At 59.8% G+C, this 24,008-nt stretch carries 22 protein-coding genes; 7 read left to right on the top strand and 15 right to left on the bottom strand.

The window, feature by feature from the left end; all coding sequences use genetic code 11:
* Positions 1-89: 89 nt before the first annotated feature.
* From J3361_RS06895 to J3361_RS06885, 3 genes are all read right to left on the bottom strand, one after another.
* On the bottom strand, positions 90-1,394 hold the full coding sequence (locus J3361_RS06895; RefSeq protein ID WP_207963492.1) for a hypothetical protein: 1,305 nt from the start codon (positions 1,392-1,394) through the stop codon (positions 90-92).
* A 203-nt stretch (positions 1,395-1,597) separates the two neighbouring features.
* The gene (locus tag J3361_RS06890; protein ID WP_207963490.1) at positions 1,598-1,960 is read right to left on the bottom strand and encodes a DUF6124 family protein; all 363 of its coding nucleotides are present in this window, start codon (positions 1,958-1,960) and stop codon (positions 1,598-1,600) included.
* Between the two features lie 596 nt (positions 1,961-2,556).
* Entirely contained in the window at positions 2,557-2,823 is a 267-nt protein-coding gene (locus J3361_RS06885; protein ID WP_207963489.1) for a DUF2790 domain-containing protein, read from the bottom strand.
* Between the two features lie 255 nt (positions 2,824-3,078).
* Here J3361_RS06885 and J3361_RS06880 point away from each other — a divergent pair, with 255 nt between their 5' ends.
* The 5 genes from J3361_RS06880 to J3361_RS06860 all read left to right on the top strand — a co-directional run bounded on the left by J3361_RS06880 (position 3,079) and on the right by J3361_RS06860 (position 9,641).
* Entirely contained in the window at positions 3,079-3,819 is a 741-nt protein-coding gene (locus tag J3361_RS06880; RefSeq protein ID WP_018600898.1) for a response regulator, read from the top strand.
* Complete coding sequence (locus tag J3361_RS06875) at positions 3,816-5,129, top strand: ATP-binding protein (RefSeq protein WP_207963488.1); 1,314 nt, start codon at positions 3,816-3,818, stop codon at positions 5,127-5,129. The genes J3361_RS06880 and J3361_RS06875 overlap by 4 nt, the downstream gene beginning before the upstream one ends.
* 186 nt (positions 5,130-5,315) lie before the next feature.
* A complete protein-coding gene (locus J3361_RS06870) occupies positions 5,316-6,176 on the top strand; it encodes an alpha/beta hydrolase (RefSeq protein WP_207963487.1) in 861 nt (286 codons plus the stop codon).
* 43 nt (positions 6,177-6,219) lie between these two features.
* Entirely contained in the window at positions 6,220-7,032 is an 813-nt protein-coding gene (locus J3361_RS06865) for an alpha/beta hydrolase (protein ID WP_207963486.1), read from the top strand.
* A 416-nt stretch (positions 7,033-7,448) separates the two neighbouring features.
* Positions 7,449-9,641, top strand: coding sequence for a TonB-dependent siderophore receptor (locus J3361_RS06860; protein ID WP_207963485.1), 2,193 nt, complete (start codon positions 7,449-7,451; stop codon positions 9,639-9,641).
* An 893-nt stretch (positions 9,642-10,534) separates the two neighbouring features.
* On the opposite strand, the gene J3361_RS06855 is transcribed toward J3361_RS06860, so the two are convergent.
* The 5 genes from J3361_RS06855 to J3361_RS06835 are packed head-to-tail and all read right to left on the bottom strand — an operon-like array spanning position 10,535 to position 14,440.
* Positions 10,535-11,170 (bottom strand): SCO family protein, encoded by a 636-nt coding sequence (locus J3361_RS06855; RefSeq protein WP_207963484.1) that lies wholly within the window; start codon positions 11,168-11,170, stop codon positions 10,535-10,537.
* Positions 11,167-12,066 (bottom strand): heme o synthase, encoded by a 900-nt coding sequence (gene cyoE, locus J3361_RS06850; protein WP_207963482.1) that lies wholly within the window; start codon positions 12,064-12,066, stop codon positions 11,167-11,169. The genes J3361_RS06855 and cyoE overlap by 4 nt, the downstream gene beginning before the upstream one ends.
* Positions 12,054-13,133, bottom strand: a complete 1,080-nt coding sequence (locus J3361_RS06845) for a COX15/CtaA family protein (RefSeq protein WP_207963480.1) — start codon at positions 13,131-13,133, stop codon at positions 12,054-12,056. The genes cyoE and J3361_RS06845 overlap by 13 nt, the downstream gene beginning before the upstream one ends.
* 10 nt (positions 13,134-13,143) lie before the next feature.
* Positions 13,144-13,737, bottom strand: coding sequence for a hypothetical protein (locus J3361_RS06840; RefSeq protein WP_207963478.1), 594 nt, complete (start codon positions 13,735-13,737; stop codon positions 13,144-13,146).
* A complete protein-coding gene (locus J3361_RS06835) occupies positions 13,703-14,440 on the bottom strand; it encodes an SURF1 family protein (RefSeq protein ID WP_207963476.1) in 738 nt (245 codons plus the stop codon). The genes J3361_RS06840 and J3361_RS06835 overlap by 35 nt, the downstream gene beginning before the upstream one ends.
* 70 nt (positions 14,441-14,510) lie before the next feature.
* Between J3361_RS06835 and J3361_RS06830 the strand changes: the two genes are divergently transcribed.
* Positions 14,511-14,714 (top strand): twin transmembrane helix small protein, encoded by a 204-nt coding sequence (locus tag J3361_RS06830; RefSeq protein WP_207963474.1) that lies wholly within the window; start codon positions 14,511-14,513, stop codon positions 14,712-14,714.
* Positions 14,715-14,737: 23 nt separating this feature from the next.
* On the opposite strand, the gene J3361_RS06825 is transcribed toward J3361_RS06830, so the two are convergent.
* The 4 genes from J3361_RS06825 to coxB form a co-directional block, all read right to left on the bottom strand.
* Positions 14,738-15,625 carry a cytochrome c oxidase subunit 3 gene (locus J3361_RS06825; protein ID WP_207963472.1) on the bottom strand — a complete coding sequence of 296 codons (888 nt, stop codon included), beginning with the start codon at positions 15,623-15,625 and terminating at the stop codon, positions 14,738-14,740.
* A 24-nt stretch (positions 15,626-15,649) separates the two neighbouring features.
* Positions 15,650-16,201: a cytochrome c oxidase assembly protein gene (locus tag J3361_RS06820; RefSeq protein ID WP_207963471.1), complete on the bottom strand. Its 552-nt coding sequence runs from the start codon at positions 16,199-16,201 to the stop codon at positions 15,650-15,652.
* 117 nt (positions 16,202-16,318) lie between these two features.
* Positions 16,319-17,911: a cytochrome c oxidase subunit I gene (gene ctaD / locus J3361_RS06815; RefSeq protein ID WP_092167716.1), complete on the bottom strand. Its 1,593-nt coding sequence runs from the start codon at positions 17,909-17,911 to the stop codon at positions 16,319-16,321.
* 82 nt (positions 17,912-17,993) lie between these two features.
* The gene (gene coxB, locus J3361_RS06810; RefSeq protein WP_186708276.1) at positions 17,994-19,121 is read right to left on the bottom strand and encodes a cytochrome c oxidase subunit II; all 1,128 of its coding nucleotides are present in this window, start codon (positions 19,119-19,121) and stop codon (positions 17,994-17,996) included.
* Positions 19,122-19,493: 372 nt separating this feature from the next.
* Here coxB and J3361_RS06805 point away from each other — a divergent pair, with 372 nt between their 5' ends.
* The gene (locus tag J3361_RS06805) at positions 19,494-20,144 is read left to right on the top strand and encodes a hypothetical protein (RefSeq protein ID WP_207963470.1); all 651 of its coding nucleotides are present in this window, start codon (positions 19,494-19,496) and stop codon (positions 20,142-20,144) included.
* Between the two features lie 123 nt (positions 20,145-20,267).
* On the opposite strand, the gene J3361_RS06800 is transcribed toward J3361_RS06805, so the two are convergent.
* From J3361_RS06800 to J3361_RS06790, 3 genes are all read right to left on the bottom strand, one after another.
* On the bottom strand, positions 20,268-21,797 hold the full coding sequence (locus J3361_RS06800) for a SulP family inorganic anion transporter (protein WP_207963469.1): 1,530 nt from the start codon (positions 21,795-21,797) through the stop codon (positions 20,268-20,270).
* Positions 21,798-21,885: 88 nt separating this feature from the next.
* Positions 21,886-22,617 carry a carbonic anhydrase gene (locus J3361_RS06795; protein ID WP_207963468.1) on the bottom strand — a complete coding sequence of 244 codons (732 nt, stop codon included), beginning with the start codon at positions 22,615-22,617 and terminating at the stop codon, positions 21,886-21,888.
* A 199-nt stretch (positions 22,618-22,816) separates the two neighbouring features.
* Positions 22,817-23,875, bottom strand: a complete 1,059-nt coding sequence (locus J3361_RS06790; RefSeq protein ID WP_207963467.1) for a PA0069 family radical SAM protein — start codon at positions 23,873-23,875, stop codon at positions 22,817-22,819.
* Positions 23,876-24,008: the final 133 nt, after the last annotated feature.

Genomic DNA, 24,008 nt, shown 5'->3' with positions numbered 1-24,008 from the left:
AAAGAGGACAGAATTATTAGCCGGAATTAATCTGTCCTTTTTTCTGTTTCAAAAAATATATTTATTTAATAAACCAATAATGAATCGACCTATTTTATCCAATGTGCATAAGCTGCGGCTGCTTTTGCAGGTACCGTTGAAACATCTATCAGCTGGACTAGGGATTTATATCTATTAGCGCACGTAGCACTCCCTTTAAGTCGCTCGCTCAAGATACCTTTCTTCGACGGAAGGTTAAGCATTATCTCGACCTCAGCAGGCGAAAACCCTTTTATTATCTTGTAAAAATGCGGCAGCGCTGCGTTTGAAACTCCATAATAATTACCGGCGGCACAAGTAACCACGGTTTCAACAAGTTCATCTTTAACCGTGTCAGGAATGGCTACTTGCTCCGATAACTGCAACAGCCTCTCAGCAAACGGTGGCTCGTTGTAGAAGTTATCGAATGACTGATGCACGGCAAAAAGTCGCTTGCATGCATTTGAAATTAAAGAATGAACCTCATGCTCTCCGAGTAGAGCAAGCATTCCCAGTTTCTCAAAGAATTGCTGTGATGCCTTGTGCCGCTTTTCATCGCCTTTAGCTATATAATCATGGTGGCGATTGATTAAGTCTGAACGTGCTTTCGGTGTAAAGTGAGGCGCGAATTCAGCAGCAACTGAGAGAGCGTTGACGCGGCTTTCCTCATTGCTGGCAGGGTCGCTGTATATCCCATGCAGAGAACCAAAAATTAGATATTGTTGGGCTTCATGCGTCTGCCCAATCCGGTGAACCCACTGATCCTTCTGCTCGCCGGAGAACTTTCCCCCCTTGATTGCAGCCATAAATGCAGCGAGGTTTACACCAATCGGGTTGTGCTCGTTGCCTAAGGCATACTTCGCACATCTATTTGCAAATCCGATAAACTCGTGATCATCAATTTTCCCAACGACGGGATGCGCTGCTGAAAAATTGTTTCGGATGTCTCGACACTGGTCTAGAAAAAAATAGCCGTCCTCCGTAATCAAGTTCAATTTTAAACAAAGGTTAAGGAGTTCCGCATCCTTTAAATCCAGCAATGCTTGCTCATCGAACGCTGTTTTGCTAGTGATTTGCTCAACCACGTTCAGACCGAAGCGCTTGACCTTTTCGCGCAATTCAATTATTGAGCAGTTCCACACATAATTGATTGCGCTGTCAAAAAGTCCGGAGGCGACAGCAACACACATTCGAGCCATCCCTTCGGTTCGAAGTACAGGCGGGATTTTTTTTAAGATTCCTGGAAGATTAAGCCACGCGGTCTCAATTTCACTTGGAGAGGCAAGAATATCTCGAGGAACACCTAAGGCTTTTGTTAACTGATCAAGCACGGGCAGCGTATGCGCCGCAATCGCTGGTAGGTTTACGTCTGTCATCTCAAATGCCTTCCCTTTCGTAGCGATGAGTAATTTCTATCTTTAATCTTGGGCAACGCTACTATTTTGCCATCTGAGTGTCTACGGACGCGTCGGTGTTTGCTTACTTCTGTCAGGCGCCAAAGCCTGCTTTTGGCCGTTTTCGGGGAGGCAAAAAGAAACCCGACGAAAAACGCCGGGTTTCTCCATCGGCAAACCTTTACCTACTGCCGCGGCTCCACGTTATCCAACACCCGATTCGCCAACAACGAACTCAGCTCAATCAACTGCTGAATCCCCTGCGCCACATGACGCCTCGATCCCTCCAGATCAAACGCCAAATCACTCACCATCGCATCAGCCGAAGCCAGTGTCTCAGTGAGGTTGGCAAGCAAGCATTCGTTATCGAGGCCTTTCACGACGGCGTACAGCTGCCCCGGTTTGGGGTCGTCTTGGGATTTATCCGGTTTCGGTAGCAAGTAGTGATCGAGCACCCGTTTGGTGGTTTCGTCTTGCTGCTTGGCTTTGGATTTTGCGGATTTGGAAGTGGAATCTGCTTCTGGCGGATTCGGAGTTATTTTGAACATAGGTATGTCTTCTCAGTTAGGCCGCAACCATTTCGCTACTAAACGATAGGGTGGCGGCTGTGCGCAGGTTAGTAGACCGGTGACATACCTAAAACCGGCGCGCCCGAGGGCGCCATGCGCACAGCCACCATCGAGTGCAGGCGAATGCCTAACTGATGAGACTCATGCAGCCGATATGTCATCTGGGCTACTAAACCCGACCACTGATGGGCAGTGGCAGGAAGACAATAGAACCCCGGGACAAGGCGCACAAGCGGGCGGATTCTGGCGTAGTTGTAGGCAAAGGCGCAAGGATGCGTAGCTTGATAGCGGGTGTAGGGGAGGGCTGTAGGACAGAGGTTTTTTTGGCGATTTGGGTGGGGTGTTCTGTGCTGGAACTGGCGTGATTTCATCGCGAGCAGGCTCGCTCCCACAGGGTTTTGTGTTGCACACAGTATTTGTGAACACCACCGAAAAAGTGTGGGAGCGGGCTTGCTCGCGAAGGCGTTGGCGCATTCAAAATTGATGCAAGCTGATCCACCGTATTCGCGAGCAAGCCCGCTCCCACAAGGGATTTGCGGTGGCCAGGGAAATCGAACTCACCCCTGAGCCACGCCTCAGCTCCCTTCATTGTTACAGCTGGCCGCGTGCTTGAGATACGTCAGGGCTTTCTCCTCACCCATCGAATCAAGATAGGTAATCTGCGCATTCACCAACCCGCAGGTCTGGCCGCCGTCTTCAGTCAGCGAGATCACTTTGTCGATGTCCAGGTGCGTGCCGTAGGAATAGCTTTCGCTGGCTGCTTTGTCTTGGGCCAATGCGGGCAATGCGCTGGCGCTCAGGGCGGTGATCAGGCAAGCGGTAGCGATGGTTTTCAGGTTCATGGTTGTTTCCCTTCAATGAGTTGGATGGCGCACATTAAAGGCTCGTGAGGTATCTCGGCTGTGTCGAAAAACGCCGCGATTTGATGCGTTACGTATCTGAGGTGAATTGCGATACAGATCGATACAATCCCCCCTGTTTTTGCTTGGCTCTGGCTTGATTGAAGGCTGGATAAGCTGAACGCACGGTGCGTCGCCAACCGGCAACACGGCATCGTCACACTGCGCAATCGATGCGCGCATTTCGGAGAGCAGGGCATGGAACATGTCGATCACGTATTGATCGTGGATGATGATCGGGAAATCAGGGAGCTGGTCGGCAATTACCTGGTGAAGAATGGCCTGCGCACCACCGTGGTAGCGGATGGTCGGCAGATGCGGGCCTTTCTCGAAGCCAATCAGGTGGACCTGATCGTGCTCGACATCATGATGCCGGGGGATGACGGGCTGCTGTTGTGCCGCGAGCTGCGCGCCGGCAAGCATAAGGCGACGCCCGTGCTGATGCTGACGGCGCGCAGCGACGAGACCGACCGCATCATCGGCCTGGAAATGGGCGCCGACGATTATCTGGCCAAGCCCTTCGCGGCCCGGGAGCTGCTGGCGCGCATCAACGCGGTGCTGCGGCGCACTCGCATGCTGCCGCCCAACTTTGTGGTCAGCGAAAGCGGCCGGATGCTGAAGTTCGGCCGCTGGCGCCTCGACACCACCGCTCGCCATCTGCTCGATGAAGACGACACGCTGGTCTCGCTGAGCGGCGCCGAGTACCGGCTGCTGCGGGTCTTTCTCGATCATCCTCAGCGGGTACTGAGCCGCGACCAGTTGCTCAATCTGACGCAGGGCCGTGACGCGGATATCTTCGACCGTTCCATTGATCTGCTGGTCAGCCGCGTGCGTCAGCGCTTGCTGGATGACGCTCGCGAACCGCTCTACTTGAAGACGGTGCGCAATGAAGGCTACGTCTTTACCTTTGCAGTCGAAATGCTTGAGGAGCAGGCATGAAACTCCCGTTGCAATGGCCTCGCACGCTGGCCTCGCGGCTGTGGCTGGTGTTCCTGGTCGGCTTGATACTCGCCCAGGCCCTGACGTTCGCAGCCCAGTACTACGAACGCTACGAAAGCACCAAGACGGCGATGTTGGGCAACTTCGAGCATGATACGGCGACCTCCATCGCCATCCTCGACCGTCTGCCTGCCGATGAGCGCCTGGCATGGACCAAGCGCCTGCAGCGGCGCAACTATGATTATTTGCTGCGAGAACATGATCCCGGCATTCCGCTCACTTCCAACGATCTAGCGGCGACGGCGGCGCAATCCCTGCAAGTTTCGCTGGGCAGCAACTATGACCTGACCATTGTCGAGATCCCGGGCCCACGCCAGCATTTCCAAGCCCAGGTGCGACTGGCGGACGGCAGCCCGGTGACCATCGATGTGCGTCCCTCGGTCAGGCCGTTGTCGCCCTGGCTGCCCTTTGTCCTGTTCGGTCAGTTGCTGTTGATGATCGGCTGCACCTGGCTGGCCGTGCGCATCGCCATACGCCCCCTGAGCCGCCTGGCCGAGGCGGTCGAGAACCTCGACCCGAACGCCCATCCGGTGCCGTTGGATGAAACCGGTCCACGGGAAGTGGCCTACGCCGCCCGCGCCTTCAACAGCATGCAGGCGCGTATCGCCGCTTACCTGAAAGAGCGCATGCAGTTGCTGGCGGCCATTTCCCATGACTTGCAGACGCCCATCACGCGCATGAAGCTGCGCGCAGAGTTCATGGACGACTCGGTTGAGAAAGACAAGCTGGGCAACGACCTGAACGAAATCGAGCACCTGGTGCGCGAGGGTGTCGCTTATGCGCGAAGCGTCCATGGGGCGACGGAGACCAGTTGCCGCATCAGCCTGGATTCTTTTCTCGACAGTCTGGTGTGCGATTACCAGGACACCGGCCGCGAGGTCAGCCTGCGCGGCCAGAACGGCGCGATCATCGAGACAAGGCCCCATGCGCTGCGGCGTATTCTGGTGAATCTGGTGGATAACGCGCTGAAGTACGCCGGCACCGCCGAGGTGGAAATCGGCGGCAATGCGAGTACCGGCGTTTCCATCAGCGTGCTTGACCGAGGGCCGGGCATTCCTGAGGAGATCCTGGCCGAGGTGGTCAAGCCGTTCTATCGGGTGGAAAGCTCACGCAATCGCAGCTCTGGCGGCACCGGCCTGGGCCTTGCCATCGCTCAGCAGTTGACCGTCGCGATTGGTGGAACGCTGAGCCTGCGCAACCGCGACGGCGGCGGGCTTTGCGTGACCCTCGACTTCGGCGTCGATCAGTAGGCCGCTACTGCTGGATCAGTGGCATGCATTTGTAAGCCACTGTATCCAGCGCATCTACGTACTCAAAAGAACGTATAACGGCCGGGTGTCGAACATTTCCGGTATACATGCCCTTGCAAGAATGCTCCCCATCAACTCGCCATCGGATCCCCCGAATGGCGAGCCATGACCTAAGGAGATCTTGCCATGAATACCCAGTCCTCCCGCGCTCAAGCAGCCAGCTACATCACCACCCCGGACGGCGTACAGCTCTATTACAAGGACTGGGGTCCGAAAGATGGGCCAGTTGTCACCTTCAGCCACGGCTGGCCGCTGAACTCGGATAGCTGGGAATCGCAGATGCTGTTCCTGGCCGAGCAAGGCTATCGGGTCATCGCCCACGACCGCCGCGGTCATGGCCGGTCCAGCCAGCCGTGGGAAGGCAACGACATGGATCACTATGCCGATGACCTGGCCGCTGTGATCAACGCCCTGGACCTTAACGACGTCACCCTGGTGGGGTTCTCGACCGGGGGTGGGGAAATCACCCGCTACATCGGCCGCCACGGCACCGACCGGGTGAAGAAGGCCGCCCTGATCAGCGCCGTTCCGCCGATGATGCTCCAGACCGAAGACTACCCAGACGGCCTGCCGATCGAGGTGTTCGACGGCCTGCGCAAGGCCTCGCTGGACAACCGCTCGCAGCTGTATCGCGACATCGCGTCCGGCCCGTTCTTCGGTTTCAACCGCGACGGCGCGAAAATCTCCCAGGGGCTGATCGATTCGTTCTGGGTGCAGGGCATGCAGGCGGGTCACAAGAACACCTATGACTGCATCGCGGCGTTCTCGGCGACAGACTTCCGCGCCGACCTGGCCAAGTTCGACGTGCCGACACTGATCGTACATGGCGACGACGACCAGATCGTCCCGATTGACGCCTCCGCCCATGCCGCCGCCGAGCTTGTGCAGGACGCCGAGTTGATCGTCTATCCGGGTGCGCCCCACGGCCTGACCGACACCCACAAGGACCGCCTCAACCAGGATCTGTTGGACTTCCTGGCCAAGTGAACCCATCGCTGCAGCGTCACCCCACTAATCAATGAAAAAAGGAATGATCATGCTCACTATCAAATCGCTGTTGGCCGTTACCATCACCGCTGCGCTGGCACTGACATCCGTTCAAAACGCAACCGCCGCGCAACCCGACGCCACCAAGCCCACCATCGTGCTGGTGCATGGCGCCTTCGCCGAATCGTCCAGCTGGAATGGCGTTGCCGCCCAGTTGCTGACCCAGGGTTATCCGGTTGTTGCCGCGGCCAACCCGCTGCGCGGCGTGAAGCAGGACGCCGATTACGTCGCCGATATCGTCGAGCAAACCGCTGGCCCGGTGATCCTGGTGGGGCATTCTTACGGCGGCGCGGTGATAACCAACGCCGTGCATAACAACCCCAAGGTCAAGGCGCTCGTCTATGTCGCAGCCTTCGCGCCGGACAAAGGCGAAACCGCCATCGAACTGTCCGGTCGCTACCCTGGCGGCACCCTTGGCCCGACCTTGGCGGCTCCGGTGCAGTTGGACGACGGCAATAAGGATCTCTACATCCAGCAGGACAAATTCGGCCAACAATTTGCCGCCGACGTTCCAGCGGCTGATTCCGCGCTGATGGCTGCTACACAACGCCCCATCAGCGAGGCGGCCTTGAAGGAAGCGTCTGGCGAACCGGCCTGGAAAACACTGCCGTCCTGGTTCATCTACGGCTCGGCGGACAAAAACATCCCCGAGGCGGCCCTGAAGTTCATGGCCGAACGCGCTGGCTCGAAAAAGACTGTCACCGTTCAAGGGGCTTCCCATGTGGTGATGACGTCCAACCCGGGGAAAGTTGCAGAGCTGATCGTTGAAGCGGCGCAGGCCAGTTCCAAGGGCTGATCATGTGAAGCGGGGCGACTGACCCTCATCCGTTGGCCTTCGAGAAGAATCAAAAACCCGGCACAGGTGGCCGGGTTTTCTCGTTGCGGCATCAATAGCTCCCCTCGCCACGGGCGGTGTCTGGGCTGGCGTCATCGCGAGCAAGCTCGCTCCCACAGGGAATCGGAGCTGTTGCAGATACTGTGTTCACCGCCGCCCAGTGTGGGAGCGAGCTTGCTCGCGAAGAGGGTGGCACATTCAATATTGAAGCAAGCTGACCCGCCGCTTTTGCGAGCAAGCCCCCCACAGGGGCTGTCTGGGCTGACTAAACCGCTTTCCAAATCTCTTATGGCAACGTGCCCTCTGCTATAGATAATCTATCTGCGAATCATTAGCATTGGCGGAATTGGCTCTCCGTTTCCGCAGGTACTCACTCCATGCTATTTCCATCTCGCCTTACGTTGCTTGCTGCATGCTGCTCGGTCAGTTTTCTTACCCAGGCGGCAGAGCCTATTGAATTGGGCGTGACCGCCGTTACTGCCGATGCGATCAAATCCAATTCCAACACGCTACCCACGCCCTATGCGGGTGGTCAGGTGGCGAGGGGAGGCCAGATGGGGGTGTTGGGCAATCAGGACAACATGGATGTCCCGTTTGTGATGACCAGTTACACCTCGCAGCTGATTGAAGATCAGCAAGCGGAAGACGTGGGTGACGTGCTGCTCAATGATCCGTCGGTGCGTCAATCCTATGGGTTTGGTAACCAGTCCCAAGTGTTCGTGATCCGAGGCCTGCCGCTTAATAGCGACGACATTTCCTACAACGGGCTGTATGGAGTTTTACCCCGTCAGATCCTGTCGACGGATGCGATTGAGCGTGTCGAGGTATTCAAAGGCCCCAACGCATTTATCAACGGTGTCAGTCCGACGGGCTCGGGTCTTGGGGGCGGCGTCAACTTGCAGCCCAAACGCGCGCAGGACGTCCCGACGCGTCGCTATACCCAGGACATCAGCACCGATGGCCGCATTGGCGAGCATTTGGATATCGGGCAGCGATTCGGCGAGGACAATCGGTTTGGCGCCAGGTTGAACCTGAGCCAGCGCGAAGGTGAAACAGCGATCGATAACCAGGATCAGCGCACCAAGTTGTTCGTGGCGGGCTTGGACTATCGAGGTGACGACTTCCGCATTTCCACCGATTTCGGCTACCAGAAACAGCGTGTCAATGGACTGCGTAACTCGGTGAATATCGGCAGCGCCACCCGCATCCCCACGGCTCCGCACGCTAGTCACAATTTTGGCCAGGACTGGACTTACTCCGAAACCGAAGACACCTTCGGCATGGTTCGTGGCGATTGGGATTTGAACGAAAACTGGACCGCCTACTTGGCGGGCGGTGTAAAACACACCCGAGAAACCGGGGTGTACGCCACACCGACACTGGTCGGCAATAACGGTGTCGCGACGATCGGTGGCTCGGAAATTCCTCACAATGAAGACAACACATCGTTCAGTGGCGGGTTGAACGGGCGCTTCAACACGGGCCCTGTTTCCCACCAGGTTGCGATCGGCGGCTCAACGATCTGGACCGAGCAGGAAAACGCCTACACGTTCTATCGTTCCGTGACCGGCAACAGCAATATTTACGACACCCCGAAGCTTCCCAAGCCGACCGTGGTGTCCAGCACTGGCGGTGAAATGGGCGATCCCGGGGTGACCGGCAAAACCCGCAACCGCAGTCTGGCGATCTCCGACACGTTGGGCTTGTTCGATGACAAGTTGCTGGTCACTTATGGTGTCCGTCGTCAGCAGTTGCGTGTCGAAAACTACAAGTACGATGGCACCACCTCAAACGGTGTCGCCAATCCAGCAAACGATGGCAGCCGCAGCACGCTCTACGATGAAGCCGTTACCACGCCGGTCTATGGCATCGTCTACAAACCTGTGGAGAGCGTTTCGCTCTATGCCAACCGAATCGAAGGCCTTGCAAAAGGGCCAGTGGCGTCGGGTACAGGCATCACCAACCTGGGCCAAGCCTTTCCTCCTGGCCGCACAAAACAGTTGGAAGCGGGCATCAAGCTGGACATGCAGACCTTCGGTGCCAACGTGGGTGTTTTCCGCATCGAGAAACCGTCCGATGGTTACGTCGACAACGCGCAGAACCTCTATGTGCGCGATGGTGAGCAGGTCAACAAGGGGCTGGAGATCAGCGTTTTCGGCGAGCCCATCGAGGGTCTCCGGTTGATGGCCGGTGGCACCCGCATGACGTCTGAACTCAAAAAAACCGCTGGCGGCCTCAACGATGGCAATCACGCCATTGGCGTGCCGACGTTCCAGCTCAATGCCAGCGTGGATTGGGATGTCCCGGGTATCGAAGGCGCCGCGCTCAGCGCGAGGATGTTGCGCACGGGCGGGCAGTACGCGGATCAGGCTAACAACCTGAGCTTGCCAACCTGGAACCGTTTCGACGCGGGCGCACGTTATAAGATGAAATTCGTAGAGAAAGACCTGACGTTGCGCGTCAACGTGGAGAACATTACCGATAAGAACTACTGGGCCTCGGCGAACGGCGGCTACCTTTCGCAGGGGGATCCGCGGTTGGTGAAATTCTCGGGGACTGTTGATTTCTGATCAGACGCGGAACGAGAAGCGTCCTTGGACACATCCGTGGGAGCAAAGCTTGCTCGCGATAGCGGTAGACCAGCCCAAACCCGTTATCGACAGACGTGCCCCAATCGCGAGCAAGCTCGCTCCCACAGTGGGTGGCGTTGGGCTGGATATTCGGCTCGACACTAACCCCTGTGGCGAGGGAGTCCCCGCCGCGTCGCCGACGCTGCGCTGTCGCGCAGGGAACAGGTCTTGTGGCGAGGGGATTTATCCCCGTTGGGCTGCGCAGCGGCCCCCAACCAGACAACTCGGTGTGCCAGCAAGATCGAGGTCGTTGCTTTTGGGGCTGCTGCGCAGCCCAGCGGGGATAAATCCCCTCGCCACACGGGAATAGCGGTCCAACTGAGTCACATTCAGCTTGTTTAAAAGTACTTTAAAAACATGGGGTTGTAATTTGTTCCATGAGAGCTTGCTCCCGCTTGAGTGCGCAGCGCTCACAAAACAGCCCACCTACCAGTCCACTGCCAATCCGCTAAAAGCTCAGACAGCGCAAAATCCGTGGGAGCAAAGCTTGCTCGCGATAGCGGTAGACCAGCCAAACCCGTTGTCGACAGACCTGCCCCAATCGCGAGTAAGCTTTGCTCCCACAGTGGGTGGCGTTGGGCTGGATGCTCGGCTCGACACTAACCCTGTGGCGAGGGAGCTTGCTCCCACAGATTTCGGCATTTATTCAGGCAAACCGCGTCGTCCGGTTTTGGACTGCTGCGCTGTCGAGCGGGAGCAAGCTCCCTCGCCATGGGGGCTGGGCTGGCGTCATCGCGAGCAGGCTCGCTCCCACAAGGGATCGGGGTGTTGCAGACACTGTATTCCCACTGGATGCCCCCAGGCTGCAGAGAACAGGTGGCCTCGCCTTGGCCTTATTTACGCTTGAGCATCTCCGGCAACTGCGCCACCAACTTCTGGTTATTCAACGGCGCACGAATAAACCCACGCTGAGTACCGTCCGGGCCAATCACGGCGAGGTTGCCGCTGTGGTCAACCGTGTAGTTGGGCTTGCTGGTGTCCGCCGGGATAAACGGAATGCTCACCGCATTCGCCAGTTTCTGCAGGTCTTCCACCGAGGCAGCGGTCAGGCCTTTGAACTGCGGATCGAAGTACCCCAGGTACTGCTTGAGCTGCTTGGGCGTGTCGCGGTTCGGGTCGACGCTCACCAACACGATCTGCAACTTATCCACCGCCTCGGGCGGTAGTTCGCTTTTGATCTGGCGCAGTTGGGCGAGGGTGGTCGGGCAGATGTCAGGGCAGAAGGTGTAGCCGAAGAACAGCAAGCTCCATTTGTCTTTCAGCCCATCCATCACCACGGGCTGGCCGTCCTGGTCGGTCATTTTCACGTCCGGCAGGTTACGGCTCTGGGGCAGCAGGATGATGCCGGCGTCGATCAAGGCCGTCGGGTCACCCTGGCCTTTGCTGGACAGCACCTTGTTGATGGTCAGGCCGAGGATCACTGCGATCACGGCCGCGAGGATGAAGACGGTTTTCTGGGTTCGAGTCATAGGCTCAACAGTAAGTAGTGATCTACAAGCAGGGCGATGAACAGCAGGAACAAGTACCAGATAGAGTACTTGAAGGTGTTGATCGCCGCGTGCGGCCGACTGCCACGGTACAACACCACGGCCCATTGCAGGAACCGGGCGCCCAGCACCAGGGCACAAATCAGGTAGAGCATTCCGCTCATCTGGATCACGAACGGCATCAGGCTCACCGCCAGCAGCACCAGGGTGTATAGCAGGATATGAATCTTGGTGTAGTGCTCGCCGTGGGTCACCGGCAGCATCGGGATGTCGGCCTTGGCGTATTCCTCTTTGCGGTGAATCGCCAGGGCCCAGAAATGTGGCGGGGTCCAGGCGAAGATGATCAGCACCAGCAGCAGCGGTTCGGCGCTGACATGGCCGGTGGCCGCGACCCAGCCCAGCAGCGGCGGCGCGGCGCCGGCGAGGCCGCCGATGACGATGTTTTGGGGTGTGGCGCGCTTGAGGAAGCCGGTATAGATCACGGCGTAACCCAGCAGCGAAGCGAGGGTCAGCCAGGCGGTCAGCGGATTGGTGAACACCAGCAGCATGGCCTGGCCGGCCACCGCCAGCGCCAGGGCGAAGGTCAGTGCGGCGGCCGGCGAGACCCGGCCCTCGGCCAAGGGCCGCTTGTGGGTGCGGGCCATCACCGCGTCGATGCGCCGGTCCACCACGTGGTTGACCGCCGCCGCGCCGCCAGCACACAGGGCGATGCCGAGGTTGCCGAACACCAGGACTGTCCACGGCACGCCGGCACGGGTGGCGAGAAACATGCCGACCAGCGAGGTGATCAGCATCAGCACCACCACTTTCGGCTTGGTCAGCTCCAGGTAATCGCGCCAGATCGCTTGGCTGTGGCGTTCACCGGTCAAGGTTGCCATGGCATCTCTCCTTTTATTGTTATAGGGCTGACGCTGTGTTTATGCGGGTTGAAGCGCCAGCGCAGCGGGACCTGATGCTTGACCCGGACCAGGCTGGTCCGGGCGTGATAGTTGACCAATACCAGGGTCAGCAGCAGCGCGGCGCCCCCGGCGTTATGGGCCACGGCCACCGGCAGCGGCAGATGAAACACGACGTTGCTTATACCTAGCGTAATTTGCGCGGCCAGGGCGGCGAGGACCAGCCCCGCCAGTCGAGTCATGCCCACCCGTTTCAATTGCCAGGCCAACCCCAACAACACCACGGTCACCAGCAACGCGCCGATGCGGTGGGTTACGTGAATGGCGGTACGAGCGTCGCTGTCCAGTTGCCCGCCCAGGTAGTTCGGGCCGATGTGCTGGGTCAGGTGAAAGCCATTGGCGAAATCGGCGGGCGGCATCCATTCGCCGTGGCAGGTCGGGAAATCGATGCAGGCCACGGCGGCGTAGTTGGAACTGACCCAGCCGCCCAAGGCTATCTGGCCGATCACCAACAGCAGCCCGGCGGTGGCCCAATGTTGCAGGCGCTTGGGCACGGTCAGCGCGGGTAATACGCCAGACAATCTCAGCGTCAGCAGGAACAGCAGGCTCAACGTCGCGAACCCGCCCAGCAAATGCCCGGTGACCACCTGTGGCCAGAGCTTGAGGGTCACGGTCCACATGCCGAACGCTGCCTGGGCGAAGACCACGGCCAGCAGGAACAGCGGCAATTTCAAAGGCTGGCCGGGGCGGCGACGGTTCATCCAGGCTCGGGCGGCCAGCGCGGTAATCATCAGCCCCAGGGCCCCGGCAAAGTAGCGATGGACCATCTCGTTCCAGCCTTTGTGGGCCTCCACCGGGGTGTCGGGGAAATGCAACTCGGCATGGGCCAGTTGGGCTTCGCTCTTGGGCACGCTGATGAAGCCGTAGCAACCGGGCCAGTCCGGGCAACCGAGGCCGGCGTGGGTGAGCCGGGTGTAGGCGCCCAACAGGACGACGATCAGTGCCAGCAGCGTGGCAAACAGCGCGAGGCGAAATCCAGGTTTGGCCATGTCGATGCCCTCATCCGATGTTCGACAGTTTCAGCAGGTGGCGCAGGTCGTTGAGCAGGTCCTTGCCCTTGACCCTGGCGTCATAGCGCAGCACCAGGTTGCTGTGGGGATCGATGATCCACAGTTGCGCACCGCCGGAGCCCTGGGCGCCTTTCTGATAGGCCGGCAGGTCCAGTGGATAACGTTGCAGTTGTGGGTATTCGCGCTGCAGTTGGGCGTCGTACTCGGCATCCAGCGGTTGTGCGATGGCCAGGGCATGGCTGGCGCGGCCGGCTTCGCGTCCCAGGCCGATCTGCACCTGACGGGCCAGGTACACCAGTTGCCGGCAATCCACCGAGCACTCCTGCGGCGCGGTGACCAGGATCTGCCAGCGTTGCTCATCGGCTTGTACGCCAATCTCGGCGCGGGTCTGGCCGTTGCCGATCAGCTCACCGTGGTAGCTGCGGCTGTCGGGCACCCAGAACTGGAACTTGTACATGCCGGTGGCGAGGATCATCGGGCCGATCACTCCGAGCACGATCAGCAGCAATTGCACGCGGCCCTTGCGCCGGTTGGGCGCCACGGGGGCCTCAGACGTGTTGGTTGGATTCATGGTGCTTCCCATGGTGTCTCCCTGCGTTGTGCCATCCGAGATAAAGGAACAGGCCGAACAGCGCCGCCGCCATGGCGAACCACTGCACGGCATAGCCGAGGTGTTTTTCTGGGCCCATGGCGACTACGGGCCAATCGGTCCGGTAGGCGCCAGGGCCGCTTTGTTGGCGTAATTCGTAGGCGAAGCCGTTGCGGTCGAGGTCGGCCCAGAGCTTGTCCGGCTCGATGGCGGTGACCAGTCGCGGCCAGGGGGCGCCGGCCGGGTCGGCGTGAAGTTGGAAGGTGGCGCCGGGTGCGACGTAGACCCAGGCCTGAAGGCTCACGGGTTGTTCCGGGGTGTTGAAGGCGGGCGGGATGCGCCGGTCTGGCCAGGGCAGCCAGCCGCGATTGACCAGCAGCCAAAGCCCGGTGCGGTGGTCGAGGAACGGTTGCAGCAACTCGACGCCGACCTTGCCGTCGTGTTGGCGGTTGTCCAGCAGGATGCTGTGCTCGGCGTCGAACTGGCCTTGCAGCGTGACCGGTCGAAAGGCCGGGTCGGCGATGTGCGCCAGTTCGGCGCTGTCCATCGGCGCCGCCACGCGGCGCTCGGCGTAGGTGTCCATGAGCACACGCTTCTGTTCGCCCCGGCTCAGTTGCCAGAACCCCAGGCACACCATCACCGGCACCAGCACGGCCACCACCAATGACGGCACGAGGCCCGGCCGGAAGCCGTTCATGGCGTCGCCCGAAAGCTGTCGAACGGGATAGCTATACTCACGTGCATCGCGTCCCCCCGGAGTGTCCCTAATGCTTAAAGCAGCCATCGCCCTGATGCTGATCGCCACAATTGCCAGCCTGTTCAGCGGCCTGTTTTTTCTGGTCAAGGACGACAGCAGTTCCAATCGCCTGGTCATTGCCCTGGCGGTTCGTGTCGCCTTGGCCGCCGTCACCGTCGGCTTGATCGCCTGGGGCTTTTTCAGCGGCCAGTTGGTGTCGCATGCTCCTTGGTAAAAGCCGCCCTGTTAACGGCTGCCTCAGAGGATGTAGACAAAGAAGAACAAGCCGATCCACACCACATCGACGAAGTGCCAATACCAGCTCGCGGCCTCGAAGCCGAACTGGTGCTCGTTGTCGAAATGCCCGCGCATGACGCGCATCAGCATCACGAACAAGATGATCGTGCCGATGGTGACGTGGGCGCCGTGGAAGCCCGTGAGCATGAAGAACGTCGCGCCGTAGATCCCCGAACCCAACGTCAGGCCCAGCTCTTTATAGGCGTGGATGTATTCCTCGGCCTGGAAGCCCAGGAAGGCGCAACCCAGCAGCACGGTGATCGCCAGCCAGATTTTCAACGCGCCACGATGGCCTTTTTTCAGGGCATGGTGGGCGATGGTCACGGTGACGCTGGAGCTGACCAGCAGGATGGTGTTGAGCAGCGGCAAGCCCCAAGGGCTGATCACATCCTTGGGCGGTGGGAAGAGCTTGGGATCGGGGTTGTTCAACAACGGCCAGACGTATTCGAAGTTCGGCCAGAGCATTTCCGACAAGCCCTTGCTGCCTTCGCCGGCCAACCCCGGCGCGGAGATCGTGCGCACGTAGAACAGCGCGCCGAAGAAGGCGATGAAGAACATCACTTCGGAAAAGATGAACCAGCTCATGCCCCAGCGGAACGAGCGGTCGAGCTGGGCGCTGTACAGCCCGGCGCGGCTTTCCTTGATGACCGCGCCGAACCAGCCGAACAGCATGTAGGCCACCAGCAGGCCGCCAACGAAAAAGATCAGCGGGCCATGGGATTCCGGGCGCGCCGCCTTCAGGTCGTTGAACCAGGTCGCCAGCCCATACACCGTGACGAACATCCCGACCGTGGCGATGATCGGCCATTTGCTCTGGGCCGGAACGTAATAGTGTTCGTGAGTTGCCATTTATTGTTCTCCTTATCGGGCACGCTATCGGTCAGTGTTTAGAGCCACCGGTGGATGACGAGCGGTGATGTCGAACAGCGTGTAGGACAGCGTCAGATGCTTCACTTCCTTGGGCATGTCCCGGTCGACGATGAAGCGCATGGGCATCTCGATGCGTTCGCCGGGTTGCAGCACTTGCTGGGTAAAACAAAAACATTCGGTCTTGTGGAAATACGCCGCCGCGTTGCTCGGCGAGATGCTTGGCACCGCCTGGGCGCTCATCGGCCGGTCGGTGGGGTTGTGGGCGACGAACACCATCTCGTTGACCGCCCCGGGCTTGACCACCAGCTCATCGCCCTTGGGGTAGAAGTCCCAGACCATGTCCACCGAATTGGTCGACAGGAACTGCACGCGTACCTGGCGTGATTCATCGACGACCTGCTCGCCTTCGTACTGCCCGCCGGTCTTGCCGTTGATACCAAACGCCTTGCACATCACGTCGTAGATCGGCACCAGGGCAAACCCGAAGATGAACATGGCCACCACCACCAGTAGCAGGCGGGTGACCAGTTTCTTCAGCGAGATCGAGTCAGCCATGGATGCAGCTCCTTGCACCGAACCCTGTGGGAGCGGGCTTGCTCGCGATGGCGGTATGTCTGACACACCGAGTCGCATCTATCGCGAGCAGGCTCGCTCCCACAAAAGCTGCGGTGTTCATTTCACTTCCGGCGGCGTAGTAAACGTGTGATACGGCGCTGGCGACGGCACGCTCCACTCCAACCCTTCGGCCCCATCCCACGGTTTGGCCGGTGCCGGCTCACCGCCGCGGATGGTCTTGATCACGATGAACAGGAAGAAGATCTGCGTGGTGCCGAACATGAACGCGCCGATGGACGAGACCATGTTGAAGTCGGCGAACTGCAGGTTGTAGTCGGGAATCCGCCGGGGCATGCCCGCCAGGCCGACGAAGTGCATCGGGAAGAACGCCAGGTTCATGCCGATGAACGACAGCCAGAAGTGCAGCTTGCCGAGGGTTTCGTCGTACATGTGGCCGGTCCATTTCGGCAGCCAGTAGTAGGCCGAGGCGAAGATCCCGAAGATCGCGCCGGGCACCAGCACGTAGTGGAAGTGCGCGACCACGAAGTAGGTGTCCTGGTACTGGAAGTCCGCCGGGGCGATGGCCAGCATCAGCCCGGAGAAACCGCCGATGGAAAACAGGATCACGAACGCCACGGCAAACAGCATCGGTGTCTCGAAGGTCAGCGAGCCTTGCCACATGGTGCTGGCCCAGTTGAACACCTTCACCCCGGTGGGCACGGCGATCAGCAGGGTGGCGTACATGAAGAACAGCTCGCCCACCAGCGGGATGCCGACCACGAACATGTGGTGCGCCCAGACGATGAACGACAGGAACGCAATGGCCGCCGTGGCGTAGACCATCGAGGTGTAGCCGAACAGCGGCTTGCGCGAGAACGCCGGGATGATCGAGCTGACGGCTCCGAAGGCCGGCAGGATCATGATGTACACCTCGGGGTGGCCGAAGAACCAGAACACATGCTGGAACAGCACCGGGTCACCGCCGCCGGCGGCACTGAAGAAGCTGGTGCCGAAGTGGATGTCCATCAGCATCATCGTCACGCAGCCGGCCAGCACCGGCATCACTGCGATCAGCAGGAATGCGGTGATCAGCCAGGTCCAGACGAACAGCGGCATTTTCATCAGGGTCATGCCGGGGGCGCGCAGGTTGAGGATGGTGGCGACCACGTTGATCGCCCCCATGATCGAGCTGATGCCCATCAGGTGGATGGCGAAGATGAAGAACGTCACGCTTTCCGGCGCATAGGTGGTGGACAGTGGCGCATAGAAGGTCCAGCCGAAGTTCGGCCCGCCCCCCGGGGTGAACAGCGTCGAGACCAACATCAGGAACGCCGCCGGCAACAGCCAGAAACTGAAGTTGTTCATGCGCGGCAGGGCCATGTCCGGCGCGCCGATCATCAACGGGATCATCCAGTTGGCCAGGCCGACGAAGGCCGGCATCACCGCGCCGAAGACCATCACCAGGCCGTGCATGGTGGTCATCTGGTTGAAGAATTCCGGCTGGACGATCTGCAGGCCGGGCTGGAACAGCTCGGCGCGGATCACCATGGCGAACGAGCCGCCCAACAGGAACATCGAGAAGGCGAACCACAGGTACAACGTGCCGATGTCCTTGTGGTTGGTGGTCAGTACCCAGCGCATCAGGCCCTTGGCGGGGCCGTGGGCGTGGTCGGCGCCGGCATGACCGTGGTCATCGATCACAGCACTCATGTCCTGTCTCCTTCGAACGAGTGGGCTGGACGGCTCGGGGCGCTGAGCCCCGACCGGTTGCGGGAACAAGCGTCAGGCCGGCTCATTGGCTTTCTGCCTGTTTGAGTTCCAGCACTTCTTTAGGCGTCACCATGTCGCCCTTGTTGTTGCCCCAGGCGTTGCGTTCATAGGTCACGACCGCGGCGATATCGACTTCCGACAATTGTTTGCCGAACGCGGCCATGGAGGTGCCGGGTTTGCCGTGGAAGACGATGTTCAGGTGATCCTTGATCGGTCCGGTGGCGATCTTCGAGCCCTTGAGCGCCGGGAACATCGGTGGCAAGCCCTGGCCTTCGGCCTGGTGACAAGCCACGCAGGTGGTGTGGTAGACCTTGTCGCCACGCTCGACGAGCTCTTCGCGGGTCCATTCCTTGCTGGTAAGCTCTTTGAGCTGCGCGGCTTCGGCCTTGCGTTCGCCCAGCCACTTCTCGTAGTCGGGCTTGCTCTTGACCTCCACCACGATCGGCATGAAGCCATGGTCCTTGCCGCACAGCTCGGCGCATTGGCCACGGTACAGGCCGGGCTTGTCGACGCGGGTCCAGGCTTCGTTGACGAACCCCGGAATGGCATCGCGCTTGACCGCGAAGGCCGGCACCCACCAGGAGTGGATCACGTCGGCGGAGGTCACCAAAAAGCGCACCTTGGCATCGACCGGCAGCACCAGCGGCTTGTCGACCTCCAGCAGGTAATGCTCGCCCTTGGCGCTCTGGTTATGGATCTGTTCGGCGGGGGTCGCCAGGTTGCTGAAGAACTCGACGTCCTGGCCCAGGTATTTGTAGTGCCATTTCCACTGGTAGCCGGTGACCTGGATGTCGATCTCCGACTCACTGGAGTCGTACATCTTGATCAGGGTCGCGGTGGCAGGAATCGCCATCAGCACCAGGATCAGGAAGGGCACGATGGTCCAGAGGATTTCGACGCGGGTATTTTCGTGAAAGTGCGCGGCATTCTGGCCGGTTGAGCGGCGGTGCATCATCATCGACCAGAACATGGCGCCGAAGACGATGATGCCGATGACCACACAGATCCAGAAAATGGTCATGTGCAGGTCGAACACTGCGTTGCTGATCTGTGTCGCTCCAGGCGCCATATTCACAGTCCAGGCCGCTTGTGCCTGACTGAAAATCGACCACAACAGGAGGCCCATCCATACGTGTGGATGTCGCGTCATTGCGGGTTCCCCTTATCGTTCTTGTTATCCCGTAGGCGTAAAGCCTGCGGCAAGGGATCGGCTATTCAGACTGCTTAATTGACTCGCCGCGCCTTGCTGCACATGCAATCGGGTGTCATCAGCTAACTCCATTCCAAACCGAGTATAGACAGCACCTGAAACCTCGCAACGCGATGGCGTAAATCGTTTGAAACAGCCGGGGCTTGCGCTAGAGCCCACGAATGGAGAAGGATGCGAACTGAGTGATGGCAAACCGATATAACCGTGACGCAGCAAGGAAGAGGCAGTTATGAAAAATAGGTCTTAGGAGTGTTTTTGCGCCAGCTAAGTTATGTCTTCCCTATTTCATTGCCTTTGTTTCCTGGAGTTGTCATGAACACCGCCGCATTGCGCGAGCAGATCCAAAAAGCCCAACAACACGAAGCCGAGACCGGCCAATTGACCCGTCAGCTTGAAGCCCAGCTGCCCCATTTGCACCGTGCCATTCAACTGCCGGACGCGAACGCCAATGACGTCTTGGCGCGTTTCGTCAGCGCCTACATCGATGAAGTGCCGGACCTGCTGGACGCGGCCAACGAAGTCGCCAAAGAGGCGGGTATCGAGTCGCAGATCAAACCGGTACTGAAGATTGCCGAACAGTACTTCCTTCAGCCGCCGACCATTATGGCCGGGCATGTCGGGCTCGATAGCCTGCTGGACGAAGCCTACCTGGCGCACCGGTTTGTGGAAGAGGTGAATGACCTTTACATCAAGCATTTCGGCCAGCCACTGATCCCCTTGGACATGACGGTCGCCAACCTGATCGCCCACCAGTTGATCGGTGAGGAGTTCGCCAACCAGCTCGACGAAGTGGTGCATCACACGTTCGATGAGATGCTCAACGACGAAACGTTTGCATTGGAGTCGGTGGAAGCCTACCGCGAGAAGCTCAGCAGCCCTGAGACCGGTGCAGCCTGGAAGCGCTGGCCGTGCATGTCCCGCCGCTTGGGCGTGGGCCTGGAGCTGGACCAGCCGGCGGCTTGATCCATCAGGAAAGCATGAAACGCTTGTGGGAGCGGGCTTGCTCGCGAAAGCGGTTGGACATTCAACATCTATGTCGACTGATCCACCGCAATCGCGAGCAGGCTCGCTCCCACAGGGGCATGGTTAACCGGTCGCTGCACCAACCCCTACGGTCGTGCGCAACCGCCCTTCCAATCGACGCTTGAGCCCGCGGGATTCGATCAGCAGCTTCGAACCCTTGCTGGCATTCGCCCGGCCCCATTCTTCCAGCAGCTCCAGGCACGAGTGATCAATGTAGCTCAGGTTATTGAGCGGCACGTGCACGGTCGCGCCTGTCGGAATGGTGCCCAGCACCTGGGTCAGCGCCGGCACCTTGAGAAAAGTGGCCGCCCCGACCAGGCGCAGTTCCATCTCGCCTTCCTGAGGCAAGTCGATCAGGCTGATTTTCAGGCGCGAGGCTTTCCAGGCCAGTTTCACCAGGGTCAGGCCGAAGCCGATCAGCACGCCGGTCAGCAGGTCGGTGAAGATGATCGCCAGCGCCGTCGCGGCGTAGGTGAACATCGGCATCCGGCCATAACGGCCCAGGCTTCTAAACGCCTTGAGGTCCACCAGTTTGAAACCGGTGTACACCAACACGCCCGCCAGGCTCGCCACCGGAATGCTTTGCAGCACGCTGGACAGCAACAGCACGAACAGCAGCAACCACAGGCCATGGAAAATCGTCGACATCCGCGTGGTGGCCCCGGCCTGGACGTTGGCGGAACTGCGCACGATCACCCCGGTCATCGGCAGGGCGCCGAGCAGGCCGCAGAGCATGTTGCCGATACCTTGGGCGGACAGTTCACGGTCGAAATCGGCGCGCTCGCCGCTGTGCATGCGGTCCACGGCGGCGGCCGAGAGCAAGGTTTCAGCGCTGGCGATGAAGGCGACGGCGAACGCGGCGATCAGCAGCGAGGGGTCGGCCAGGTTCAGCAGATCGGCCGGGCGCAGCCAGTCGATGGCCTCGGCCATATTCTCTGGCACTTCCACTCGCTTGACCTGCAAGGCCAACAACAGGCTGGCAACCGTTGCCAGGCCAACGCCGAGCAAGGCACCGGGAACGAAGCGCAGACTGTGAGGACGAAATTTTTCCCACAGCCACATCATGGCAATCGTCGAAAGACCGAGCAGGCCAGCCTGCCAGCCGAACGACGGTAAAGCCTGGGCCACTGCCGCGGGGAATGCCGCCAGATTGTCCAGCCCCGACGGCTTGGGCGCCGCGTCGAGCATCACATGGACCTGGGACAAAATGATCAGCACGCCGATACCCGCGAGCATCCCGTAAACCACGGCAGGCGCGGTGACCCGGAACCAGCAACCCAGGCGAAAGCGCCCGGCCAACAGTTGCAGCAGGCCGGCCAGCAGCAGGATCGGCCCGAGCATCGCCACGCCATGCTGGCGCACCAATTCAAAGACCAACACCGCCAACCCGGCGGCCGGGCCGCTGACTTGAAGCTTCGAGCCAGCCAGAAAACCCACCACCAGACCGCCGATGATCCCGGTAATCAGACCCTTGGCCGGCGGCAAGCCGGACGCGATGGCAATGCCCATGCACAAGGGCAGCGCCACCAGGAACACAACCACCGAAGCCAATAGCTCCCGTGGCAGAACAGCTTTTAATTGAGCAGCACGCATGGCGACTCTCCCGAAGTTTTCTTCAGGCATGGCGAGGCCCTACCGCGCGAATGGCGGCAAGGCTTGAACCACACAAGTTTAGGAGTGGTTAGAAGCGCGCTTTGGGCGTCGCCACCGGTATCGGATGGCTGCCATCGAGCGGCAGGAAACGTCCCTGGTCCGCGTCAAAGGCTTTGATCTCGCTGGTCTCGATGTTGTACACCCAGCCATGGATGAACAACTGACCGCTGGCCATGCGCGACGCGACCGAGGGATGCGTTCGCAAATGCTGCAACTGCGCGATCACGTTCTCTTCGGTGAGGACGGGCATGGTCTGTTTTTCGTCGCCGCACGGACAGTTGTCGTGGACCATGGTCTTGGCCACTTCGGCGTGGCGCAGCCAGGCTTTTACCGTGGGCATTTTTTCCAGGGTGTCCGGGTTCAGCACGGCACGCATGGCGCCGCAGTCGGAATGGCCACAGACAATGATGTGCTGCACCCCGAGGGCCAGCACGGCGTATTCGATGGCGGTGGAGACGCCGCCGTTCATCTGCCCATAAGGAGGAACGACGTTGCCAACGTTACGGGTTACGAACAGGTCGCCGGGGGAACTATGGGTGATCAGCTCGGGCACGATGCGCGAATCGGCGCAGGTGATGAACATCGCCCGGGGTGCTTGGGCGGTGGCGAGTTTCTTGAAGAGTTCTTCCTGTTGCGGAAAGATCTCGTGATGGAAATGCAAAAAGCCGTCAACAATATGCTGCAGCGCTGCATCGGCGGTTTCCGCCACGGGTTGGGCTGAAGCCGACGCAGCCAACGGCTGATTATCCTTGTCACTCATGATTCATCCTCTTTTGACGGTATGACGCCAGTGGCTAAAACATCCAGGTCGACATCTGCGACCCGTCAGTCACTCGCTGAACAAGGTAGCGGCCGAAACTTAACTCAAACTGAAATCGAAGGCTCTAGGACAACGATTCCAGGGGTGGCGAAACACTGGCGCAGCTCATATCCAGTGGCCTTTCCAGGGTCAACTTTAATCAAATCAACGACATCTGTCGGCCCGGCGGACAGAAGGCAGCGCAATCGAGATTGTATCTGTCGCGTCGCTCCAGTCCCAGGCGCTTGAGTGCCTTGGCGAAGCGCTGGGCCAGCAGGTCGGCGAACGGGCCTTCGCCGCGCATTCGCGCACCGAAGCGGCTGTCATACAGCTCGCCACCGCGGCTCTGGCGCACCAGGCTCAGTACATGGGCGGCGCGTTGCGGGTAGTGCGCCTGCAACCATTGCTCGAACAGCGGCGCGACTTCCAGCGGCAGGCGCAGCATCACGTAGGCGGCATTCTGCGCGCCGGCGGCGTGGGCTTCGGTCAGCAGGCTCTCGATCTCGCTGTCGTTGATCATCGGGATCAGCGGTGCGCAGAGCACGCCCACGTTGATGCCTGCCTCACGCATGACCTTGATCGCCCGCAGCCGCGCCTTGGGCGCCGCCGCCCGGGGTTCGAGAATGCGCTTGAGCTCATCGTCCAGGGTGGTGAGGCTGATCATCACGTGCACCAGGCGTTGCTGTGCCAGTTCGGTCAGCAGGTCCAGATCGCGCAGGATCAGCGAGCCCTTGGTGACGATGGTCACCGGATGCCGATAACGCAGCAGCACCTCGAGGATCCGCCGGGTTATCCGTTGTTCCCGTTCGATCGGCTGATAGGGGTCGGTGTTGGAGCCCAGTGCGATCGGCGCGCATTGATAGCCGCGCCGGGACAATTGCTCCTCCAGCACGTCGGTGGCATTGGTCTTGGCGATCAGCTTCGTCTCGAAATCCAGCCCTGGCGACAGGTCCCAATAGGCATGGCTGGGCCGTGCGTAGCAGTAGATGCAACCGTGTTCGCAACCTCGGTACGGGTTGATCGAGCGGTCGAATGGGATATCGGACGAGGTGTTGCGGGTAATGATGGTTTTCGCCGTTTCGATGCGCACTTCGGTGCCCTGGGTCGGCGGGACTTCCTGATACCAGCCGTCATCTTCGGCCACCGAGCGATTCGGGGCGAAGCGGTTGTGCGGGTTGGTCGCGGTGCCGCGGCCGCGCGGTGGAAGGGAGGCAGGCATGGGAATACTCCGAAAGCTGTATGTGCGTACAGTATTCGCTGTGTTCGATTAAGGCCAGTGCCATTCAGCAGCCCAACCACCGGATCAGCGTTCACAACGCTTTGACGTTCTCCTCACAGCCTTTTAACCGCAG

It is taken from the genome of Pseudomonas sp. OA65 (genome assembly GCF_017498305.1).
GTDB lineage: Bacteria > Pseudomonadota > Gammaproteobacteria > Pseudomonadales > Pseudomonadaceae > Aquipseudomonas > Aquipseudomonas zanjanensis.
Note: the sequence above shows the minus strand (reverse complement) of the source record. Positions and strands in the feature narration are given on the sequence as shown.

Excerpts from the sequence above, each read along its gene's own strand:
- J3361_RS06895 (WP_207963492.1), bottom strand. The coding sequence starts at position 1,394 with ATGACAGACGTAAACCTACCAGCGATTGCGGCGCATACGCTGCCCGTG.
- J3361_RS06890 (WP_207963490.1), bottom strand. The coding sequence starts at position 1,960 with ATGTTCAAAATAACTCCGAATCCGCCAGAAGCAGATTCCACTTCCAAA.
- J3361_RS06885 (WP_207963489.1), bottom strand. The coding sequence starts at position 2,823 with ATGAACCTGAAAACCATCGCTACCGCTTGCCTGATCACCGCCCTGAGC.
- J3361_RS06880 (WP_018600898.1), top strand. The coding sequence starts at position 3,079 with ATGGAACATGTCGATCACGTATTGATCGTGGATGATGATCGGGAAATC.
- J3361_RS06875 (WP_207963488.1), top strand. The coding sequence starts at position 3,816 with ATGAAACTCCCGTTGCAATGGCCTCGCACGCTGGCCTCGCGGCTGTGG.
- J3361_RS06870 (WP_207963487.1), top strand. The coding sequence starts at position 5,316 with ATGAATACCCAGTCCTCCCGCGCTCAAGCAGCCAGCTACATCACCACC.
- J3361_RS06865 (WP_207963486.1), top strand. The coding sequence starts at position 6,220 with ATGATCATGCTCACTATCAAATCGCTGTTGGCCGTTACCATCACCGCT.
- J3361_RS06860 (WP_207963485.1), top strand. The coding sequence starts at position 7,449 with ATGCTATTTCCATCTCGCCTTACGTTGCTTGCTGCATGCTGCTCGGTC.
- J3361_RS06855 (WP_207963484.1), bottom strand. The coding sequence starts at position 11,170 with ATGACTCGAACCCAGAAAACCGTCTTCATCCTCGCGGCCGTGATCGCA.
- cyoE (WP_207963482.1), bottom strand. The coding sequence starts at position 12,066 with ATGGCAACCTTGACCGGTGAACGCCACAGCCAAGCGATCTGGCGCGAT.
- J3361_RS06845 (WP_207963480.1), bottom strand. The coding sequence starts at position 13,133 with ATGGCCAAACCTGGATTTCGCCTCGCGCTGTTTGCCACGCTGCTGGCA.
- J3361_RS06840 (WP_207963478.1), bottom strand. The coding sequence starts at position 13,737 with ATGGGAAGCACCATGAATCCAACCAACACGTCTGAGGCCCCCGTGGCG.
- J3361_RS06835 (WP_207963476.1), bottom strand. The coding sequence starts at position 14,440 with ATGAACGGCTTCCGGCCGGGCCTCGTGCCGTCATTGGTGGTGGCCGTG.
- J3361_RS06830 (WP_207963474.1), top strand. The coding sequence starts at position 14,511 with ATGCTTAAAGCAGCCATCGCCCTGATGCTGATCGCCACAATTGCCAGC.
- J3361_RS06825 (WP_207963472.1), bottom strand. The coding sequence starts at position 15,625 with ATGGCAACTCACGAACACTATTACGTTCCGGCCCAGAGCAAATGGCCG.
- J3361_RS06820 (WP_207963471.1), bottom strand. The coding sequence starts at position 16,201 with ATGGCTGACTCGATCTCGCTGAAGAAACTGGTCACCCGCCTGCTACTG.
- ctaD (WP_092167716.1), bottom strand. The coding sequence starts at position 17,911 with ATGAGTGCTGTGATCGATGACCACGGTCATGCCGGCGCCGACCACGCC.
- coxB (WP_186708276.1), bottom strand. The coding sequence starts at position 19,121 with ATGACGCGACATCCACACGTATGGATGGGCCTCCTGTTGTGGTCGATT.
- J3361_RS06805 (WP_207963470.1), top strand. The coding sequence starts at position 19,494 with ATGAACACCGCCGCATTGCGCGAGCAGATCCAAAAAGCCCAACAACAC.
- J3361_RS06800 (WP_207963469.1), bottom strand. The coding sequence starts at position 21,797 with ATGCGTGCTGCTCAATTAAAAGCTGTTCTGCCACGGGAGCTATTGGCT.
- J3361_RS06795 (WP_207963468.1), bottom strand. The coding sequence starts at position 22,617 with ATGAGTGACAAGGATAATCAGCCGTTGGCTGCGTCGGCTTCAGCCCAA.
- J3361_RS06790 (WP_207963467.1), bottom strand. The coding sequence starts at position 23,875 with ATGCCTGCCTCCCTTCCACCGCGCGGCCGCGGCACCGCGACCAACCCG.